Origin of the sequence: Pseudomonas sp. LS44, from assembly GCF_024730785.1 — a bacterium.
Classification (GTDB): Bacteria; Pseudomonadota; Gammaproteobacteria; order Pseudomonadales; family Pseudomonadaceae; genus Aquipseudomonas.
The window spans coordinates 3266628-3285892 of sequence record NZ_CP102830.1 but is presented as its reverse complement, the minus strand read 5'-3'; the positions used below and the strand labels follow the sequence as shown (position 1 = coordinate 3285892).

At 64.3% G+C, this 19265-nt stretch carries 16 protein-coding genes; 7 read left to right on the top strand and 9 right to left on the bottom strand.

Annotated elements, in window-relative coordinates; genetic code table 11:
* Position 1 precedes the first annotated feature (1 nt).
* The 4 genes from pcsA (at position 2) to NVV93_RS14700 (ending at position 2841) form a co-directional block, all read left to right on the top strand.
* Positions 2 to 715, top strand: a complete 714-nt coding sequence (gene pcsA, locus NVV93_RS14715; protein ID WP_258251376.1) for a phosphatidylcholine synthase — start codon at positions 2 to 4, stop codon at positions 713 to 715.
* A gap of 131 nt (positions 716 to 846) precedes the next feature.
* Positions 847 to 1545, top strand: a complete 699-nt coding sequence (locus tag NVV93_RS14710) for a glutathione S-transferase family protein (protein WP_258251375.1) — start codon at positions 847 to 849, stop codon at positions 1543 to 1545.
* Positions 1542 to 1859: a GIY-YIG nuclease family protein gene (locus NVV93_RS14705; RefSeq protein ID WP_258251374.1), complete on the top strand. Its 318-nt coding sequence runs from the start codon at positions 1542 to 1544 to the stop codon at positions 1857 to 1859. The genes NVV93_RS14710 and NVV93_RS14705 overlap by 4 nt, the downstream gene beginning before the upstream one ends.
* A 46-nt stretch (positions 1860 to 1905) precedes the next feature.
* Complete coding sequence (locus NVV93_RS14700; RefSeq protein ID WP_258251373.1) at positions 1906 to 2841, top strand: glutathione S-transferase family protein; 936 nt, start codon at positions 1906 to 1908, stop codon at positions 2839 to 2841.
* Here the strand turns inward: NVV93_RS14700 and NVV93_RS14695 are convergent.
* From NVV93_RS14695 to NVV93_RS14675, 5 genes are all read right to left on the bottom strand, one after another.
* Positions 2822 to 3763 (bottom strand): DUF4344 domain-containing metallopeptidase, encoded by a 942-nt coding sequence (locus NVV93_RS14695; RefSeq protein WP_258251372.1) that lies wholly within the window; start codon positions 3761 to 3763, stop codon positions 2822 to 2824. The two genes, NVV93_RS14700 and NVV93_RS14695, sit on opposite strands and share 20 nt — an antisense overlap.
* Positions 3764 to 3890: 127 nt before the next feature.
* Complete coding sequence (gene yejK / locus NVV93_RS14690; RefSeq protein WP_258251371.1) at positions 3891 to 4898, bottom strand: nucleoid-associated protein YejK; 1008 nt, start codon at positions 4896 to 4898, stop codon at positions 3891 to 3893.
* A 154-nt stretch (positions 4899 to 5052) separates the two neighbouring features.
* The gene (gene ycaC, locus NVV93_RS14685) at positions 5053 to 5679 is read right to left on the bottom strand and encodes an isochorismate family cysteine hydrolase YcaC (RefSeq protein ID WP_258251370.1); all 627 of its coding nucleotides are present in this window, start codon (positions 5677 to 5679) and stop codon (positions 5053 to 5055) included.
* A gap of 59 nt (positions 5680 to 5738) precedes the next feature.
* The gene (locus NVV93_RS14680; protein ID WP_258251369.1) at positions 5739 to 6425 is read right to left on the bottom strand and encodes an isochorismatase family protein; all 687 of its coding nucleotides are present in this window, start codon (positions 6423 to 6425) and stop codon (positions 5739 to 5741) included.
* A 92-nt stretch (positions 6426 to 6517) separates the two neighbouring features.
* Complete coding sequence (locus NVV93_RS14675; RefSeq protein WP_258251368.1) at positions 6518 to 7384, bottom strand: pirin family protein; 867 nt, start codon at positions 7382 to 7384, stop codon at positions 6518 to 6520.
* Between the two features lie 128 nt (positions 7385 to 7512).
* Here NVV93_RS14675 and NVV93_RS14670 point away from each other — a divergent pair, with 128 nt between their 5' ends.
* Positions 7513 to 8418, top strand: coding sequence for a LysR family transcriptional regulator (locus NVV93_RS14670; protein WP_258251367.1), 906 nt, complete (start codon positions 7513 to 7515; stop codon positions 8416 to 8418).
* 187 nt (positions 8419 to 8605) lie between these two features.
* Here NVV93_RS14670 and yjeH read toward each other — a convergent pair whose 3' ends face one another.
* Positions 8606 to 9901, bottom strand: a complete 1296-nt coding sequence (yjeH, locus tag NVV93_RS14665) for an L-methionine/branched-chain amino acid transporter (RefSeq protein ID WP_258251366.1) — start codon at positions 9899 to 9901, stop codon at positions 8606 to 8608.
* Positions 9902 to 10088: 187 nt separating this feature from the next.
* On the opposite strand from yjeH, the gene sbcD reads away from it, so the two are divergent.
* Together sbcD and NVV93_RS14655 are read left to right on the top strand one after the other, a co-directional pair.
* Positions 10089 to 11306: an exonuclease subunit SbcD gene (sbcD, locus tag NVV93_RS14660; protein WP_258251365.1), complete on the top strand. Its 1218-nt coding sequence runs from the start codon at positions 10089 to 10091 to the stop codon at positions 11304 to 11306.
* Positions 11303 to 14725 carry an AAA family ATPase gene (locus tag NVV93_RS14655; protein ID WP_258251364.1) on the top strand — a complete coding sequence of 1141 codons (3423 nt, stop codon included), beginning with the start codon at positions 11303 to 11305 and terminating at the stop codon, positions 14723 to 14725. The genes sbcD and NVV93_RS14655 overlap by 4 nt, the downstream gene beginning before the upstream one ends.
* Positions 14726 to 14790: 65 nt before the next feature.
* Here NVV93_RS14655 and rlmF read toward each other — a convergent pair whose 3' ends face one another.
* The 3 genes from rlmF to NVV93_RS14640 all read right to left on the bottom strand — a co-directional run bounded on the left by rlmF (position 14791) and on the right by NVV93_RS14640 (position 19167).
* The gene (gene rlmF / locus NVV93_RS14650) at positions 14791 to 15795 is read right to left on the bottom strand and encodes a 23S rRNA (adenine(1618)-N(6))-methyltransferase RlmF (protein ID WP_258251363.1); all 1005 of its coding nucleotides are present in this window, start codon (positions 15793 to 15795) and stop codon (positions 14791 to 14793) included.
* A gap of 95 nt (positions 15796 to 15890) precedes the next feature.
* Positions 15891 to 16187: a winged helix-turn-helix domain-containing protein gene (locus NVV93_RS14645; protein WP_258251362.1), complete on the bottom strand. Its 297-nt coding sequence runs from the start codon at positions 16185 to 16187 to the stop codon at positions 15891 to 15893.
* Positions 16188 to 16335: 148 nt separating this feature from the next.
* Positions 16336 to 19167 carry a valine--tRNA ligase gene (locus NVV93_RS14640; RefSeq protein ID WP_258251361.1) on the bottom strand — a complete coding sequence of 944 codons (2832 nt, stop codon included), beginning with the start codon at positions 19165 to 19167 and terminating at the stop codon, positions 16336 to 16338.
* Positions 19168 to 19265 lie beyond the last annotated feature (98 nt).

Below are 19265 nucleotides of genomic sequence, written 5' to 3'. Positions count from 1 at the left end.
ATTGAGCGCCACCCTCACGCCCTTCAGCAAAACCAAGGCCTGGAGTGTCCATGCGGTCACCGCCAGCGGGGTGATTCTCGCGCTGCTGGCCTTGCTGGCGCTGCTCGACAATCGCCCAGGCGACTGCCTGTTATGGCTTGGCGCGGCGTTGTTGGTGGACGGGCTGGATGGCACGCTGGCGCGCAAGTTCGAGGTCAAGGAAGTGCTGCCGCAGTTCGATGGCAGCACCCTCGATCTGGTCATCGACTACCTCACCTACGTGTTCATCCCGGCGATCTTCGTCTACCGCTTCGTGCCGCTGCCGGACTACAGCGCGCTACCGGCGGTGGGGCTGATTTTGCTGTCGTCGCTGTTCTGCTTCTGCAACGTCAATATGAAGAGCCGCGACAACTACTTCGTCGGCTTTCCGGCCGCCTGGAACGTGGTGGCGGTGTATCTCTACCTGCTGGATTTTTCGCCCTGGACCACGTTGCTCGGCATCATCGGGCTGGCGGCTTTGACGCTGACCCGGATGAAATTCCTGCACCCGTTTCGCGTCCGGCAGTTCATGCCGCTGAATATCGCCGTCACCTTCGTGTGGATGCTGTGCTGCGCCTGGCTGATCCTCGTTTATCCGCAGCGTCCGGTCGCCTTGCTGGTGGTCTGGCTGCTGGCCTCGGCGTACTTTCTCGGTATCTGCCTGTGGCGCAGTACCCGCGAATGGTTCAGCCCGTAGGTGCGGAACGGCCTGTTAGGAGCGAATTTATTCGCGATAGGCCCGTCGCGAATAAATTCGCTCCTACGGAAACGCGCGGTACGGTCTTCTCCGGCTAAACTCGCCGACGACTTTTTGCAGGATGCTTGCCGATGATCACCCTGTTCCAATTTCCCGCCGCTCTCGATGTCCCTAACCCCAGCCCGTTCTGCCTCAAGGTGGAAACCTTCCTGCGCTTCACCGGCCTGGACTATCAGGTCAAGGCGTTGCGCAATCCCGGTAAGGGGCCGAAGGGCAAACTGCCGTTCATCAAGCTCGATGACGAAGTGGTCGCCGACTCGGCAATCATCCTGCGCACCCTGCAGGAGCGCCTGGCGCTGGGTATCGACAGCCACCTGGACGCCGCCGGACGTGGCCGTGCGCTGGCCATCACGCGGCTGTGCGACGAGCACCTGGCGCAGTTGATGGTGTATTTCCGCTGGGTCGACGATGCCGGCTGGGCCGAGCTCAAACCGGCGTTCTTCGGCAGCCTGCCGATGCCGCTGCGCGCGCTGGTACCGAACCTGGTGCGCAGCAAGATTCGCAAAGCGTTGCTGGCCCAAGGCCTGGCGCGTCACTCCGGCGAGGAACTGCTGGCCTTTGCCCGCGAGGACCTGCAGGCGCTCAGCGACATGCTTGGCGCCGCACCGTACTTCGGCGGCCTGCAGCCGTGCAGTGCAGACGCCTCTACTTTTGGTGTGCTGGCCAACCTGATCCATTGCAGCCTGAGCAATTCGCTCAGCCAACTGGCGCGCGAGTATCCGGTGCTGGTCGCCTACTGCGAGCGCGTGCGCGACAAGTTCTGGGCATGAGCGAAAGCATCGCCAAACCCTGGTTCGTCTATCTGGTCCGCGCCGCCAACGGCGCGCTGTACTGCGGGATCAGCGACGATCCGCAGCGCCGTTTTGCCCAGCACCAGAGCGGCAAGGGCGCGCGTTTCTTTCATTCCAGCCCGGCGCAGGCGCTGGTGTACGTCGAGGCCTGCGGCGCCAAGGGCGAGGCGCTACGCCGCGAGCGGGCCATCAAGGGCATGGCGAAAGCCGCCAAGGAAGACCTGGTGCTCAATGGTGCAAGCATTCATCACGCTGATGCTGTGGAATCAGGGCAAAGCGCTGCGCAGCGCTGAGTGATCGGGCTAAGCTCCGGGTTCACTCCCTGTCCGTGAGCGCGCCATGCATGAGCTGATCCTGCACCACTATCCGACCTCGCCATTCGCCGAAAAGGCCCGCCTGCTGCTCGGCTTCAAGCAGCTCTCGTGGCGTTCGGTGCAGATATCTCCGGTGATGCCCAAGCCCGACCTGACGGCCTTGACCGGCGGCTATCGGAAAACCCCGGTTCTGCAAATTGGCGCAGACATCTACTGCGATACCGCGTTGATCGCCCGGCGTCTGGAAGCCCAGCAGTCCGTCCCGGCGCTGTTCCCGCAAGGCCAGGCATTCACCATTGCCAGCTTCGCCCAGTGGGTCGACTCGGTGGTCTTCCAGCATGCGGTGAGCCTGGTGTTTCAGCCGCAGTCCATTGCCGTGCGCTTTGGCAATCTGCCGCCGGAGACGGTCAAGGCGTTCATCGCTGACCGCGCTGCGCTGTTCAGTGGCGGTAGCGCCAAGAGTGTGCCGGCCGCAGTCGCGCTGCATAACTGGCCGACTCTGATGGGCCGACTGGTACAGCAACTGGACGAGGCACCCGGCGATTTCCTGTTTGGTGAGCCGTCCCTGGCGGACATTTCTCTCGCCCACTGCCTGTGGTTCCTCAAGGCCACGCCGGTGACTGCACCGTTGGTGGATGACTATCCGCTAGTTGCGCAATGGCTCGATCGCGTGCTCAGCTTTGGCCACGGTTCGGCGAGCGCGCTGTCGGCCGCTGAAGCGATCGAAATCGCTCGCGCGGCTACGCCGGCGGCACTACCGGATGAAGTGTTCGTCGACCCCAACGGCTTCCACGCCGGCCAGGCAGTGGCGATTGCCGCGACCGACTATGGCGTCGATCCGGTCGTCGGCGAGCTGCTGTTCGCCGGGCGCGAAGAGCTGATCTTGCGCCGCGAAGATGAGCGCGCCGGACTGGTTCACGTGCACTTCCCGCGCCTGGGATTCAGCATCCAGGCTCAGTAAGGACATCCCACATCGCTTTGGCCGCGTCCGTGCATTCCAGCTCGGGTCCCGGCCGACGCTGTGGTGGCAGGGTTTCCGCCAGCTCGCGGAAATGCTGCAAGCGCTCGTGGCACAGGGTCAGTTCGGCCTCATCGCGGTTGTACCAGGCGTCTGGTGAGCCGCAGGCGGCGATGCGCACGGTTAACGTGCGCGGCGGGGTGAACAACCGACTGACCTGGCGGAGCATGTCCTCCAGGCCGCCTTGGCGTAATTGCTCGAGCAACAGCTCGGCATCCGGCACGTTGCTCGGCGGTGGGTCATAGATCATCCGGATGCGCGGTCGCCCCTGGATGGCGACTCGCCGGTAATGGTTGCGAATCCAGTCGAGGGCCTTGCGCGCCTGCTGATGTTCCAGGTCGCAGTACAGGGCTCGCTCCACCGGCAGGCCGGTGGCCCGTAGCACCCATTCCATCTGCTCCGGATCGCTGCCGTAAATCAGGCAGGCAATGTTGTAGAAACGCTGTTCGTCCAGCCCGTGGGTATCCCAGGCCGGGACCTGTTCGTTGCGCGGGCGCGGGCGCTGCCATTCCAGACGCCAGTAATCGACGATCGCCAGCAAATCGGCATCAAGCTCCGCCTTCGCCACGCCTTGGTTCACACGATAGAAGATCATCATGCCGAGCTGGTCGGCGGCATCTTCCTCGCGGCCGAACAGCGGCAGATCCAGCTCGGCAATGAGCATGTGGCCCATCTCGTGGAGCATGGTGAATTCGGTATTGGCAACGATGAAGCGGCTGACCAGCGGCGAGAGCAGAGGCGGCTGTTGCCGTGCCGGCTCGGCCATCAGCGTGCCCGCCAGCAGGAGCAGAGCCAGCCAGGGATAGCGGGTGCGCCCGCCGTGTTGCGGTCGGGCAGTTGACGCGGTAGGTGCGAGGCCGGCCATGAACAGGCTCCCCTGCAGGTTGCCGATCAGCTGTTCCTTTACCAACCCTAGCAGTCTAGACCGCGCCAGCCGCGGGCTTGGTCGAAATCAGCCGGCGGCCGGACCGGCCGTCCGATCCGACGACCGATCAGTCTTTGCGGCGTTTGAGCTGATCTTTCAGCTGGGTGGGCAGCTGGCGGATGATCAGCATGTCGCGCGCCTCGTCGTACTCGATCTTCGAGCCGAGCAGATGCGCCTCGAAGCTGATCGACAGCCCCTCGGCGCGCCCGGTGAAGCGGCGGAACTGATTGAGAGTGCGCTTATCCGGCGGAATTTCCGGCGACAGACCGTAATCCTTGTTGCGGATGTGCTCGTAGAACGCCCGTGGGCGCGCTTCGTCGATGACCCCGGAGATTTCCTCCAGCGACATCACCTCACCCATGCGCGCCTGGGCGCTGGCGTAGTCGACCAGTGCGGTGGTCTTTTCGCGGGCTTGCTCTTCGGGTAGATCCTCGCTTTCGACGAAGTCGCTGAAGGCCTTGAGCAGCGTGCGCGTCTCGCTCGGCGCGTCGACGCCTTCCTGGCAGCCGATGAAGTCGCGGAAGTATTCCGAGACCTTCTTGCCGTTCTTGCCCTTGATAAACGAGATGTACTGCTTGGACTGCAGGTTGTTCTGCCACTCGGAAATATTGATGCGCGCGGCCAGATGCAGTTGGCCAAGGTCCAGGTGCTTGGCCGGCGTCACGTCGAGCGCCTCGTTCACCGCCACGCCTTCGCTGTGGTGCAGCAGGGCGATCGCCAGATAGTCGGTCATGCCTTGCTGGTAGTGCGCCAGCAGCACATGGCCGCCGACCGACAGGTTGGACTCGTCCATCAGCTTTTGCAGATGTTCGACCGCCTGACGGCTGAACGCGGCGAAATCCTGGCCGCCATCCAGGTAATGCTTCAGCCAACCGCTGAACGGATAGGCGCCGGATTCGCCGTGAAACATCCCCCAGGCCTTGCCCTGCTTGGCGTTATAGCTGTCGTTGAGGTCGGCGAGCATGTTTTCGATGGCCTGCGACTCGCCAAGTTCGGACTCGCGGGCGTGCAGCACCGACGGGGTGCCGTCAGGCTTCTTGTCGATCAGGTGAACGATGCAATGGCGGATCGGCATGGGCGTCTCGTCGGGTAAAGCGGAAAGGCCGCAAGTTTACCCGACCTGCTCCTGCCGAGTCGTCTGCAACCGCTTGCCGCTCGCCACATGTAGACAAGCCCGCAGCATGCGGGCTTGTCATCTTCGCTGAGCGAACCGAGGTGGCTCGCGGCGCTTACTTGCCTTGGGTCAGCGTGTTGTAGCTGGTGATCAGGTTGCGATAGTCAGGGATGTGGTTGGAGAACAGCGTGCCCAGCCCTTCGATGTCGTTGCGCCAGTCGCGATGCAGCTCGCAGGCCAGGCCGAACCAGGTCATCAATTGCGCGCCGGCATTGGACATGCGGTCCCAGGCCGAGTGACGGGTGATTTCGTTGAAGGTCCCCGACGCATCGGTGACCACGAACACTTCGAAACCTTCGGCGATCGCCGACAACGCCGGGAATGCCACGCACACCTCGGTGACCACACCGGCGATGATCAATTGCTTCTTGCCGGTGGCTTTCACCGCCTTGACGAAATCCTCGTTGTCCCAGGCGTTGATCTGGCCGGGGCGGGCAATGTATGGCGCTTCCGGGAACTGCGCCTTCAGCTCGGGGACTAGCGGGCCGTTGGGGCCGGACTCGAAGCTGGTGGTGAGGATGGTCGGCAGATTGAAATACTTGGCCAGGTCGCCGACGGCCAGCACGTTGTTCTTGAACTTGTCCGGATCGATATCGCGGACCAGCGACAGCAACCCGGTTTGGTGGTCGACCAGCAGGACAGCGGCGTTGTTCTTGTCGAGACGGGTGTAGGGAGTGGCCATGGTGGATCTCCTTGCTTGGCTGAATGCTCCGCATTGGTTAACGCGGAGCAGAGGGGAAATTAGCGCTGGGAGTCCAGCTGCTCTTGTTCGGTGACGACCTGTTGAGCCTTGCTGTAGCTCTCGATCAGCAGGCGGTAGTGCGGGAAGATCAGGCTGTAGGCCTCGGCCCATTGCGCGGCGTCCGGGCGGTTCCAGGTTTTCTGGATTTCCGAACAGACCGCGGCGGTGTCCATCGGCACTACGCCGGCCTGGACCACGCGGGCCAGGGTGATTTCCTGGGCCATCTTCGAGTAGGTGCCCGAAGCGTCGATCACCGCGAACACCTTGTAGCCGGCATTCACCGCGGCAATGCTCGGAAAGGCCATGCACACGCTGGTGATGGTGCCGGCGATGACCAGGGTTTTCTTGCAGGTGGCTTCCACGGCGGCGACGAATTCGGCGTTGTCCCAAGCATTGATTTCGCCTTTGCGCGCCACGTACTTGGCATGCGGGGCAGCTTCGTGGATCTCCGGAATCAGCGGGCCGTTGGGGCCTTGCGGTACCGAAGCGGTGGTGATTACCGGAATCTTCGCCAGCGTGGCGATCTTCGCCAGGGTGATGGCGTTGTTACGCAGCTCGGTCATCGGCATGTCTTTCACGGTTTGGAACAGACCGCTCTGATGGTCGATCAGCAGCATGGCGGTATCGTCCGGATCGATTACCGGACGCTGGCCATTGAAGTTAGCGACTTGCGCAAAATTACCCATTTTCTCATCCTCGTTGAAAGGCCCGTCCGCGGCCGTTGAGTCCACGCGTCCCTGCGTGGCAGTTGTTCCGAACCAGGCCCAGCCAGGTCCGCTTAATGCGCCATCTGGCCGAACTGGCCACTGTTGAAGTCGTCGATGGCCTGGTTGATCTCGGCCTGGCTGTTCATCACGAACGGGCCGTAACCGACGATGGGTTCGTCGATCGGCTCGCCGCTGAGCAGCAGCAGGGTTGCGTCGGTGTTGGCTTCGATCTCGACGTCGTTGCCAGACCGGTCGAACTGCACCAACTGCGCCTCGCGCACCACTTCCTGGCCGTTAACCAGCACGGTGCCACGCAGCACCACCAGTGCCAGCGCGCGCCCAGTCGGAATGCTGAAACGGCCCAGGCCGCCCTGGTTCAGGCGCACATCCCAGACGTCCATGGGCGTGAAGGTCTGCGCCGGGCCGCGCTGGCCATCGAACTCACCGGCAATCACCCGCACGCGTCCGGTGCCATCCGCCAAGGGCACGGAGGGAATTTCTCGATCCAGCAGCGTCTGGTAGCCGGGCTTGGCCATCTTGTCCTTGGCCGGCAGGTTGACCCACAGCTGGACCATTTCCAGGGTGCCGCCCTGTTTGCTGAACGCCTCGGAATGGAATTCCTCGTGCAGGATGCCGCCGGCCGCTGTCATCCACTGCACATCGCCCGGGCCGATATGGCCACCGGCGCCAGTGGAGTCGCGGTGATCGACTTCGCCCTGGTAGACGATGGTCACGGTCTCGAAGCCGCGATGCGGATGCTGACCGACGCCGCGCTTCTGCTGGGTCGGGGTGAACTCCGCGGGGCCGGCATAGTCGAGCAGCAGAAATGGGCTCAGATGCGCGCCGTGGCTGGAGTAGCTGAACATCGAGCGCACCGGAAAACCGTCGCCGACCCAGTGCGGACGGGGCGCGCTGTAGACACCGAGGATCTTCTTCATGGTCATCTCCTGATACGTGGGGCAACAGGCCCCGAGCGATGGAGAAAGAATATTTGTGGAACGATTTGCTCGGTAGTCGGCAATAATTGCCATCAGAGTTCTATTAGAAGAACGATAAGGACGTGCCAATGCGCGATTTGAACGACCTTTATTACTTCGTCGAAGTGGTGAACCACGGCGGCTTCGCGCCAGCCGGGCGCGCGCTTGGAGTGCCGAAATCCAAGCTTAGTCGACGCATCGCCTTACTTGAGGAACGCCTTGGCACTCGCTTGATTCAGCGTTCGACGCGGCGTTTTGCGGTCACCGAAATCGGCCAGACCTACTACGCGCATTGCAAGGCGATGCTGGTGGAAGCCGAGGCAGCCGACGACGCCATCGCCCTGACCCATGCGCAGCCGCGCGGCATCGTGCGCATGAGCTGCCCGGTGGCGCTGCTCGATGCGCAGATCGGCGACATGCTGGCGACCTTCATGGTCGCTAACCCGCTGGTGGAGATTCATCTGGATGCCACCAACCGGCGCGTCGATGTGATCGGCGAGGGCGTCGACATCGCCATCCGCGTGCGTCCGCCACCCCTGCAGGACAGCGATCTGGTGCTGCGCGTGTTGGCCGATCGCGGCCAGTGTCTGGTCGCCAGTGCTCAGTTACTGGAACAGACCGGCGTGCCGCAAAGCCCGGCCGATCTGGCCGGTTTACCCAGCCTGGATCTCGGCACCCCACAGAACGAGCATGTGTGGAATCTGTTCGGTCCGAACGGTGCGCAGGCGGCGATCCGTCACCATCCGCGGCTGGTGACGCGCGGCATGCTGGCGTTACGCGCGGCGGCGGTGGCCGGGGTGGGCGTGGTGCAAATGCCGACGATGATGGTCGCCGAGCAAATCGCGCGGGGTGAACTGGTCCAGGTGATCCCCGAGTGGGCGCCGCGCCGCGAGATCATCCATGCGGTGTTCGCCTCGCGCCGCGGGCTGCTGCCCTCGGTCAGGGCACTGCTGGATTTCCTCGCCCAGCGCTTCGCCGAGCTAGAGGAAGATTAGGGGCCGCTGAAGTTTGAACTTTCAGCCGGCACTCCGCAGTCGTAGGGCGGGTTAGCCGCGTAGCGGCGTAACCCGCCATGGATGTCGGCAGGCATCCCTGTTGCCGGCCGGTGGGTTACGACCTGCGGCCTAACCCACCCTACGAAAATCAAGACATCCAAGGGTCGGATCAATAAGTCGCGGGCATTCAAGAATCGGCGCCTGCCGAGCGGCGCGCGGCCCTGCCGTCGAGTCGCCGCCGTGAGCGCGCCGAGTGCCAGCGGTCGAGCAGCGCGAGCACGGCGAGCAGGCCCAGCGCATAACCGGCGTCGCTGCCGAGGGCCAGCAGGACCAGGGCGCAGAGCAGTGTGCTGAGCCCCGCCAACCAGCGCCACACGCCGCGCAGCAGCACCCAGCCGGCTGCCATGCTGAGCAGGTAGATGACCACGAAATTGCCGTTGGCGTAGCGGATCAGGTGATCCACCGACAGGTCGAGCAGCCCGGCGATCACCGCGCACACCGCGCAACACAGGACCACCAGCAGCAACGCCCGCGCCGGCACGCCATGGCGGTTGCGGCGCTCCAGCGGCGCCGGCAACTTGCCTTCCTCGGCGAGACTCCAGATCAGCCGGGCGAAACCCTGGATATACACGTTAATCGAGGCGAAGCAGGCCAGGTAGCCAACCGTCGCCACCAGCCAGCGTGCCCGATCGCCGAGCAGTAAGTCGAACAAGCGGGGCAGGGCAGTGGCATCGCTGCGCACATCGCCGTAGGTAGCAAAACTCAACACCGCCACAGAACAGGCCCAGTACACCAAGCCGGCCAGCAGCACGCCGAGCAGCAAGGCCAGCGGAAAGTCGCGGCGCGGGTGCTTGAACTCTTCGCCCAGGTGCGTGAATGCCTCGATGCCGACGAAGCACCAGAACATCACCCCCAGCGCGGCCGGCAGCAATCGCCAGGAGTCGCCGAGTGGCGGCAACAGCGGCTGGCTGGCCAGCGGCAGATCGCCGGCCCACCAGACCAGCGCGATGCTGGCCACGATCGCCATGGCGATCAGCCCCTGGACCAGGCCGGAAGCCCGCGCCGGACGCTGGCCGAGCAGCAGAATGGCGCCGAGCGTGGCCAGTTGAATCGCCAACACCTGGCCGCGACTCAACTCGAACAGCGCCTGCCAGAAACCGGTGGCGATATTCAGCGCGGCGGGCAGGCCAACCGGCAGCACGGCGAGAAATAGGAAGGCCATCAAGCGTTCCATGCGCGCACCGAACGCCCGGCCGATCAGATGCGGCGCGCCGCCGGCATGTGGAAAATGCCGGCCGAGCTGGGCGAAGGTGAAGGCCACCGGCAGCACCAGGCCGATCAAGATCAGCCAGGCCCACAGCGATGCCGGGCCGGCAGCGGTGGCGGCCAGCGCCGGCACGACGAAAATGCCGGTGCCGAGCAGTGAGGTGCTGAGCAAACCGATGCCTTGCAGCAGGCCGAGTTCCTGATTGAGGCGGCTCATGTTGTATGCTCGTTTTCCTGCTTAGAAAGCCGTCATGGTAGGCGGAAATCACCTGCCTCGGCTGCCTCGCCTACATTTTTCAACGGCCTGCTAATTACCTATCGCCCGGGAGCTTCGTGGACAAGTTCGATCGCCAGATTCTCGCCCTGCTGCGCTCCTCCGTCAGCCCGATCGGGGCGAGCTGAGCATGCGCATTCTGCATACCTCCGACTGGCATCTCGGCCAGCATTTCATGGGCAAGACCCGCGAGGCCGAGCACCGCGCCTTTCTCGCCTGGCTGCTCGAGCAAGTTCGCGTGCAGGCGGTAGACACCGTACTGGTGGCTGGCGATATCTTCGACACCGGCGCGCCGCCCAGTTATGCCCGCGAGCTGTACAACCAGTTCGTTGTCGAACTGCGGCAGACCGGCGCCGAGCTGGTGATTCTCGGCGGCAACCACGACTCGGTGGCCATGCTTGGCGAGAGCAAGACGCTGCTGGCGCAACTCGGCACGCGGGTGATTCCTGGGGTGGGCATCGATCTGCACGAGCAGTTGCTGGTGCTCAACCGGCGCGACGGTAGCCCCGGCGCCGTGCTCTGTGCGATTCCCTTCATTCGCCCGCGCGATGTGCTGCAAAGCCAGGCCGGGCAGAGCGCGCAGGCCAAGCAGACGTCCTTGCAACAGGCTATTCAGGAGCACTACCGAAGCCTTTACGAACTGGCCGAAGCGCGCCGAGAAGCCCACGGTGGCGGGCTGCCGATCATCGCCACCGGCCACCTGACCACGGTGGGCGCCAGCGCCAGTGAATCGGTGCGGGAGATCTATGTCGGCGCGCTGGAAGCCTTTCCCACCAACGCCTTTCCGCCGGCCGCGTATATCGCCCTCGGGCATATTCACAAGCCGCAGAAGGTCGGCGGCCTGGAGCATATCCGCTACTGCGGCTCGCCGATTCCGCTGAGCTTCGACGAGGCGCGCCAGCAGAAGGAAGTGCTGCTGGTCGAGCTCACTGCGGCCGGTTTGGCTGCGGTCACGGCGCTGCCGGTGCCGCGCTTTCAGCCCCTGATCGCGTTACGCGGCTCGTTGGATGAGTTGCGCCAGCAGATTGCCGAAGCGGCCGCGCTGGGCAGCGCCGCGCAGCCGGTCTGGCTGGAAGTGCAGGTCGGCGGCGACGACTACCTGAGCGATCTGCAGCCACGCATCGCGGCATTCTGCGAAGGACTACCGGTCGAAGTGCTGCGCATCCGCCGCGAGCGCGGCACCGCGCAGGCCGGCCTGCAACGCCAAGCCCAGGAAACCCTCGACGAGTTGAGCGCCGAGGAAGTCTTCGATCAGCGCCTGGCCCAGGAAACCCTCGAAGCGCAGCAGCAACAACGCCTGCGCGGCTTGTACCGCCAAGTGCTCGGCGAGCTGGAGGGCGAGGCATGAAGATCCTCAGCCTGCGCCTGAAAAACCTCAATTCGCTGAAGGGCGAATGGAAGATCGATTTCAGCGCCGAACCCTTCGCCGGCAACGGCCTGTTTGCCATCACCGGGCCGACCGGCGCCGGCAAGACCACTCTGTTGGATGCCATTTGCCTGGCCCTTTACCACCGCACGCCGCGCATGAGCAGCCTGTCGCAGAGCGGCAACGAGCTGATGACCCGGCACACCGCCGATTGCCTGGCCGAGGTCGAATTCGAGGTCAAGGGCGTCGCCTACCGCGCCTTCTGGAGCCAACGCCGTGCGCGCGACAAAGCGGATGGCGCGCTACAGGCGCCGAAGGTCGAACTGGCCCGTGCGGATGGCGAGATTCTCACCGACAAGATCAACGACAAGCTCAAGCACACCGAAGCGCTGACTGGCCTGGATTTTGAGCGCTTCACCAAATCCATGCTGCTCGCCCAGGGTGGTTTCGCCGCCTTTCTCGAAGCGGATGCCAAGGCTCGTGCTGAACTGCTCGAGCAACTGACCGGCAGCGAAATCTACGGGCAAATTTCCAAGCGAGTTTACGAGCGCACCAAGCTGGTGGAGAACGAGCTGGCCAAGCTGAAGAGTCGAGCCGAAGGCGTCGAGCTGCTCGCGGATACACAACGCACGGCGCTGGCCGAGGAAGCCGCGCAACTGCTCGCCAGTGAAGTGCAGACTCAGACGCAACTGCTTGGCGTGCAGGCCGAACGTCAATGGCTGAGTGATCTGGCCAAGGCCGACGAACAGCTGCAACAGGCGCTCGCCCGACACAGCGCGGCACAGCAGGAGCAGGCTGCGGCGGCCGATGACCTGCAGCGTCTCGCCGCAAGCGAGCCGGCGGCGCGTTTGCTACCGACCTATCGCGCACGCCAGGAGGCTGAGCGGGCGCTGGCGGAAACGCAGCGGGAAGTGGACAGCAATCGCGGCGAGCAGGCCGAGGCAACTGCCGAATGCACTCGCCACCTGTGGCAGGCGCACGCGTGCAGCACGCAATGGGCAGCGCAACAGCAAGCCGCGCTGGATGAGCTGCTCAGTCGTCGGCAGGAGCTTGAGCAGCGTCTCGCCGGCCAGGCCCAGCATGCGCTGCTCGGCGAACACCTGAGCGGTTGGCGTAACCGCCTGGATGCCCGCGAGGCCGGGCGCGTCGAGATCGCCAAGGGCGAGGCGCGCCAGCAGCAGGATGCGCAACGTCTGCATCAGTTGGACAGCGAACTGGCGCAGCGCCAACAGGCCGGGCAGGTCGCGCAGCGCGCGCTGGAAAAGGTCCAAAGCGCGCTGGCGGCCATCCAAAACGGCTGGCAACAGGCTTTGGGTGGTCGCAGCGAGGCCGAGTGGCGCGCCGATTGGCAGCGCCTGCTTAACCGCGGCGCGGCACTGGAGCAGTTGCAGCAACTCGCCGAGCGGCGTCGGCAACTCGATACGCAGGGTGGGCAATGGCGCGCCAGCCTGGCCGAACAGCAACACCTGCAGGGCGAGAAGAATGCCGAGTTGACTGCGCTGCGTGAGCAGTATCGCGCGGTCGGTCAGCAGGTCCGCGACAAGGAAAAGCTGCTCGAACAGGAGCAGCGGATCCAGGCGTTGGAGGTGTACCGCGCGCAACTGCAGGAGGGCGAGGCATGCCCATTGTGCGGCTCCCACGAGCATCCGGCGATCGCCGCTTATCACGCGCTGGATGTCTCCGAAACCCGCCAGGCGCTGGCAGCCAAGAAAGCCGAATTGGACGGTTTGGCCGAACAAGGCCAGCGCCTGGGCGCTGAAGTCGCCGGGCTGGACGCGCAGATCAAGCAGTTGGGCGAGCAACTCGACGCTGGCCAGCACCAGCTGACGGCACTGGATGCTGACTGGCAGCGCCAATGCCAACTACTCGGCTTGAGCGTCGAGGGGCCAGCGTCGATAGCTGCCGAACAGGTGCGTCAAACCACTGGGCTGGCCGAGGTGCAGCGCACTTTAGAGCAACTCGATGGCCTGAAAACTGAACTCGAACGCGACCGTCAGGCACTGCAGCAGGCGGAACAGGCGCATGTAGAGGCGAGCCAGGCGCAGACCAGCGCCGACAGCGCCCGACTCGCTGCGCAGACCGAGCTGAACGAACGCGCCATCACTCTGCAACAGCTGCACGCCCAGCAGTCGCGGGGCGACGCGGAACTGGCTGCTGACTTGGGTGCGTTCGGCTATGCACTGCCCACCGACGGCGCCGCCTGGTTACGCGAGCGTCAGGCCGAACTGGCGGCCTGGCAACAGGCCCAGCAACAGCGCCAGGCCTTGCTCGACCAGCAGACTGCTCTGCAACATGCCACCACGGCCGCCGTCGAGCAGGCGCAGCGCTGGCAGCAACGCTGGCAGGCGAGCGGCCAGGACGCGTCGGGCGAGTCGCAGCGGCTTAGCGATCCTCACGTGGAACTGCACAGCGCCACCGAGCGACTCGCGGTGGCCGAGCGCCGTAGCGCCGAACTGCAGGGTACGCAAAGCACGCTGGCCGCGCGCTTGATCCGCGATCAGGCGCTGCAGCAGGAAGCCACGGCGAGCTGGCTAGCTGCCCTGGCGAGCAGTCCGTTCGCCGACCAGAGCACCTTCCTCGCCGCGTGCCTGGACGAGGCGCAACGTGCCGGCTTGCAGGCGCTGAAAGAGCGCTTGCACACCACCCTCACCGAAGCCCAGGCACTCAAGACGGCTGCCGAACAGGCGCTGGCCGCGTTGCGCGCCGCGCCGCAGACCGAACAGTCCGCCGCGCATTTGGACGAGCGCATGACGCAACTGCAAGCCGAGCTGAAGGCCTTGAGCGAACGCCAGGGCGAGATTCGTAGCCAGCTACAGGGCGACGAGCAGCGCCGGCAGAGCCAGCAAGCGTTGTTCGCCGAGATCGAGCGGCAGACCGGCGAGTACGATCTGTGGCAACACCTCAACGGCCTGATCGGCTCAGCCGATGGTGCCAAATACCGCAAGTTCGCCCAGGGCCTGACCCTCGATCACCTGATCTATCTGGCCAATCAGCAGTTGCAGCGCCTGCACGGGCGTTACCAGTTAGCGCGGCGAAGCAGCGGCGAGCTGGAGCTGGAAGTCATCGATACCTGGCAGGCCGATGTGGCCCGCGATTGCCGCACCTTGTCCGGTGGCGAGAGCTTCTTGGTCAGCCTGGCGCTGGCCTTGGCGTTGTCCGACCTGGTTAGCCACAAGACCAGCATCGACTCGCTGTTTCTCGACGAAGGTTTCGGCACCCTGGACGGCGAAACCCTCGAAGTCGCCCTGGATGCCCTCGACGCCCTGAACGCCAGCGGCAAGATGATCGGTGTGATCAGCCACGTCGAAGCGTTGAAGGAACGCATCCCGGTACAACTCAAAGTGCATAAGGGCGTCGGCATGGGCTATAGCCGGCTGGAGGCGGGCTTTGCGGTGACGTAGGGTGGCTTTTGGCGGATAGCCACCCTGGTCGTAGCCCGGATGTAATCCGGGAAATGGTGAGCCGGTTAAGCCGGGGTATGCCAACGCTGTTTGCGCCAGGCGCGGCGCTGATTCTTGTCGAGGAACGTCCAGGCCACGAAGCGGCTTTGTTTCTGGCCCTGCGCCATGTGCACCACGCGGATGTCGGTGGCGCCTAAAGCGTTCAACGCTTCTTGCAGCGCGGGAACGTTACCGGCTTTGGACACCAGGGTGCTGAACCAGAACACTTGCTGGGCAAACTCGGCGCTTTGGGTGGCCATGCGCCCGATGAAGGCCGCTTCGCCGCCTTGGCAATACAGCTCGGCGTTTTGCCCGCCGAAGTTCAATTCCGGCAACGTGCGGCTCGGGTCGAGCTTGCCGAGGTTCTTCCATTTGCGCTTGCTGCCGCTGCGCGCCTCTTCCAGTGAGGTGTGGAAGGGCGGGTTGCTGAGGGTGAAGTCGAAGCGTTCTTCGGCGCCGATCAGGCCCTGGAAGATGTTCTGCGCATCGGGCTGCAGGCGCAGTTCCACCGCTGCGGCAACGCGTGGATTGGCCTGCAGGATGGCATTCGCCGAAGTCAGTGAGGCCGCATCGATATCCGCACCTACAAAGCTCCAGCCGTAATCGTGATGGCCGATCAACGGATAAATACAGTTGGCACCGATGCCGATGTCCAGGCCGCGAATCGCCGCGCCGCGCGGGATCACGCCGTCATGGCTGGCGCCGAGCAGGTCGGCCAGGTAATGCAGGTAGTCGGCGCGTCCGGGGATCGGCGGGCACAGGTAACCGGCGGGAATGTCCCAGTCGCGGATGCCGTAGAACTGCTTGAGTAGCGCGCGGTTGAAGACTTTGACCGCCGCCGGATCGGCGAAGTCGATGCTCGGCTTGCCATACGGGTTGGTGATCATGAACTGCGCCAGTTCGGGGTTGGATTCGATCAGCTGCGGGAAATCGTATCGGCCTTGATGGCGATTACGCGGGTGCAGCAGGGCCGCTTTGCTGCCGTCGGCTTTGTTGGTCGGCGGGGTAGGGCGTTTCGGTGAATGCGACATGGCCACTTGATCGAGAAGGCGAGACCGGGAAGTTTCCCACAGTGGGCGGCGGCTGTCGCAGCGCGTCGTCTGCGGCTCGGGCTTGGTCGGTACCCTCAGGGGTAGCCGAGCACCGTTTTGATGGTACTCAGGTGGGCGGCGATCCAGTGTTTGTCCACCGCGCCCCAGTCACGGATTTCGTAGTGTCCGGCGTTGTTGCGCTCGCCCGCTTGCTGCACGAACTGGCAGTCGATATCCAGATCGGCCAGCGCGGCCAAGGTGTCCTGTGCGGTACGCCGGGGCATGCCGGTGGCGGCCATCAGCGCCGCTACGCTGGGCGCGGTTCCGCTGTCGATCAGCCAGGCGACGTACAGGCGGCGGTAGAAGCTGGTTTTAGTTTTGCTGACTTCCATGGGCGAGTCCTTGCGGTTATCCATCCGGAGAGCGGTCGTAGGAGCGAATTTATTCGCGATTCGGCGGGTAGCATCGCGAATAAATTCGCTCCTACGGCCAGATAGCACAAGGCCCGCAATTGCGGGCCTTGTGCTCGTTAGGTGTAGCTTACAGATTGGCGATCTTCTCGCGCTGCTCGACCAGCTTGCCCAGGGCCTGTTCGGCCTCGGCCAGCTTGGCGCGCTCCTTGTCGAGCACTTCGGCCGGCGCTTTGGCGACGAAGCCTTCGTTGGCCAACTTGCCGCCGACGCGCTTGACCTCGCCGTCCAGGCGCTGGATTTCCTTGTCCAGACGCGCCAACTCGGCATCCTTGTCGATCAGCCCAGCCATCGGCACCAGCACCTGCATCTCGCCGACCAGGGCGGTGGCGGACATTGGCGCTTCTTCGCCAGCCGCCAGCACGCGTACCGACTCCAGCTTGGCCAGCTTGTTGAGCAGCGGTGCGTTGTCGTTGAGGCGGCGCAGGTCTTCGGCGCTGGCGTTGGCGACGATGATGTCGATGCGCTTGGCCATGGAGATCTTCATCTCGCCACGGATCTGCCGTACGCCGAGCATCAGCTGCTTGACCCACTCGATGTCGCCTTCGGCGGCGGCGTCGATGCGGCTCTCGTTCGCCACCGGCCAGGCCTGCAGCATGATGGTGTCGCCGCTGACGCCAGCCTGGGCCTTGATCCGCTGCCAGATTTCTTCGGTGATAAAGGGCATAAACGGGTGGGCCAGGCGCAGAACCACTTCCAGCACGCGGATCAGCGTGCGGCGGGTGCCGCGCTGGCGCTCGGCCGGGGCGTTTTCGTCCCACAGCACCGGCTTGACCAGCTCCAGGTACCAGGCGCAGTACTGGTCCCAGACGAACTCGTAGAGCGACTGGGCGGCCAGGTCGAAGCGGAAACCGTCGAGGTGCCGGGTCACGTCGGCCTCGGTGCGCTGCAGCTGGGAGATGATCCAGCGGTCCACCGAGGACAGCTCCACCGCTTCGCCATTGATGCCGGTGTCCTGGCCATCGGTGTTCTCGAGGACGAAGTTGGCGGCGTTCCACAGCTTGTTGCAGAAGTTGCGGTAACCCTCGACGCGACCCATGTCGAACTTGATGTCGCGGCCGGTGGAGGCCAGCGCCAGGTTGGTGAAGCGCAGGGCGTCGGTGCCGTAGGCGGCGATGCCGTCGGGGAACTCGGCGCGGGTCTGCTTGGCGATCTTCTCGGCCAGCTTGGGCTGCATCAGGCCGGTGGTGCGCTTCTCCAGCAGCTCGTCGAGGGTGATGCCGTCGACTATATCCAGCGGGTCGAGCACGTTGCCCTTGGACTTGGACATCTTCTGGCCCTGGCCATCGCGCACCAGGCCGTGCACGTACACGGTCTTGAACGGGATCTGCCCGGTCAGGTGGGTGGACAGCATGATCATCCGGGCGACCCAGAAGAAGATGATATCGAAACCGGTGACCAGCACGTCGGTGGGGTGGAAGGTCTTGAGGAAGTCGGTCTGCTGCGGCCAGCCGAGGGTGGAGAAGGTCCACAGGCCGGAGCTGAACCAGGTGTCCAGCACGTCTTCGTCCTGGCGCAGGTTGGCGTCGCCGAGGTTGTGCTTGGCGCGCACTTCCGCCTCGTCGCGGCCGACGTAGACGTTGCCGGCGTCGTCGTACCAGGCCGGGATGCGGTGGCCCCACCAGAGCTGACGGCTGATGCACCAGTCCTGGATGTCGCGCATCCAGCTGAAGTACATGTTCTCGTACTGCTTGGGCACGAACTGGATCTCGCCGCTCTCGACCACGGCGATGGCTTTTTCCGCCAAAGGTTTAGTGGAGACATACCACTGGTCGGTCAGCCACGGCTCGATGATGGTGCCGGAGCGGTCGCCCTTCGGTACTTTCAGGGCGTGGTCGTCGATCTTCTCCAGCAGGCCGGCGGCCTCGAAGGCGGCGACTATCTGCTTGCGCGCGACGAAACGGTCGAGGCCGGCGTAGTCGGTCGGCAGGCTGCCGTCGATCTCGGCGTTGACGCTGCCGTCGACGTTGAACACCTGGGCAGTGGCCAGCACTTCGGCGTTCTTGTCGAAGATATTGAGCAGCGGCAGGTTGTGGCGCTTGCCGACTTCGTAGTCGTTGAAGTCGTGGGCCGGGGTGATCTTCACGCAGCCGGTGCCGAACTCGGGGTCGCAGTAGTCGTCGGCGATGATCGGGATGCGCCGGCCGACCAGGGGCAGCTCGACGAAGGTGCCGATCAGGGCCTTGTAGCGCTCATCTTCCGGGTGCACGGCCACGGCGGCGTCGCCGAGCATGGTTTCCGGGCGGGTGGTGGCGACGATCAGGTAGTCCTTGCCGTCGGCGGTTTTATTACCGTCGGCCAGCGGGTAACGCAGGTTCCACAGGTGGCCCTTCTCGTCGTGGTTTTCCACTTCGAGGTCGGAGATGGCGGTGTGGAACTTGGTGTCCCAGTTGACCAGGCGCTTGCCACGGTAGATCAGGCCGTCCTGGTGCAGGCGCACAAAGGCTTCCTTCACTGCTTCCGAGAGGCCCTCGTCCATGGTGAAGCGCTCGCGCGACCAGTCCACGGAGGAGCCCAGGCGGCGGATCTGCCGGGTGATGGTGCCGCCGGACTGTTCCTTCCACTCCCAGACCTTCTCCAGGAACTTCTCGCGGCCCAGGTCATGGCGGCCGATGCCGTCGGCGGCCAGTTGGCGCTCGACCACCATCTGCGTGGCGATGCCCGCGTGGTCGGTGCCCGGCTGCCACAGGGTGTTGCGGCCCTGCATGCGGCGGAAGCGGATCAGCGCATCCATGATCGCGTTGTTGAAGCCATGGCCCATGTGCAGGCTGCCGGTGACGTTCGGCGGCGGGATCATGATGGTGTAGGGCTCGCCGGAACCTTGTGGGGCGAAGTAATTGTTCTTCTCCCAGGTCTGGTACCAGGAAGTTTCAATGGCGTGCGGCTGGTAGGTCTTGTCCATGTGCGGCGGGACCGAAGGCTGATAAACGGAAAGCCGGCAAGTATAAAGGCAAACCGTTATTGGTGGGTTTATGGGTTTCCGCCGCGCGCCAAGGCCGA

Bases quoted from the DNA above. Each gene is read 5' to 3' on its own strand.
- NVV93_RS14710 (WP_258251375.1), top strand. From the start codon at position 847: ATGATCACCCTGTTCCAATTTCCCGCCGCTCTCGATGTCCCTAACCCC.
- NVV93_RS14705 (WP_258251374.1), top strand. From the start codon at position 1,542: ATGAGCGAAAGCATCGCCAAACCCTGGTTCGTCTATCTGGTCCGCGCC.
- NVV93_RS14700 (WP_258251373.1), top strand. From the start codon at position 1,906: ATGCATGAGCTGATCCTGCACCACTATCCGACCTCGCCATTCGCCGAA.
- NVV93_RS14695 (WP_258251372.1), bottom strand. From the start codon at position 3,763: ATGGCCGGCCTCGCACCTACCGCGTCAACTGCCCGACCGCAACACGGC.
- yejK (WP_258251371.1), bottom strand. From the start codon at position 4,898: ATGCCGATCCGCCATTGCATCGTTCACCTGATCGACAAGAAGCCTGAC.
- ycaC (WP_258251370.1), bottom strand. From the start codon at position 5,679: ATGGCCACTCCCTACACCCGTCTCGACAAGAACAACGCCGCTGTCCTG.
- NVV93_RS14680 (WP_258251369.1), bottom strand. From the start codon at position 6,425: ATGGGTAATTTTGCGCAAGTCGCTAACTTCAATGGCCAGCGTCCGGTA.
- NVV93_RS14675 (WP_258251368.1), bottom strand. From the start codon at position 7,384: ATGAAGAAGATCCTCGGTGTCTACAGCGCGCCCCGTCCGCACTGGGTC.
- NVV93_RS14670 (WP_258251367.1), top strand. From the start codon at position 7,513: ATGCGCGATTTGAACGACCTTTATTACTTCGTCGAAGTGGTGAACCAC.
- yjeH (WP_258251366.1), bottom strand. From the start codon at position 9,901: ATGAGCCGCCTCAATCAGGAACTCGGCCTGCTGCAAGGCATCGGTTTG.
- sbcD (WP_258251365.1), top strand. From the start codon at position 10,089: ATGCGCATTCTGCATACCTCCGACTGGCATCTCGGCCAGCATTTCATG.
- NVV93_RS14655 (WP_258251364.1), top strand. From the start codon at position 11,303: ATGAAGATCCTCAGCCTGCGCCTGAAAAACCTCAATTCGCTGAAGGGC.
- rlmF (WP_258251363.1), bottom strand. From the start codon at position 15,795: ATGTCGCATTCACCGAAACGCCCTACCCCGCCGACCAACAAAGCCGAC.
- NVV93_RS14645 (WP_258251362.1), bottom strand. From the start codon at position 16,187: ATGGAAGTCAGCAAAACTAAAACCAGCTTCTACCGCCGCCTGTACGTC.
- NVV93_RS14640 (WP_258251361.1), bottom strand. From the start codon at position 19,167: ATGGACAAGACCTACCAGCCGCACGCCATTGAAACTTCCTGGTACCAG.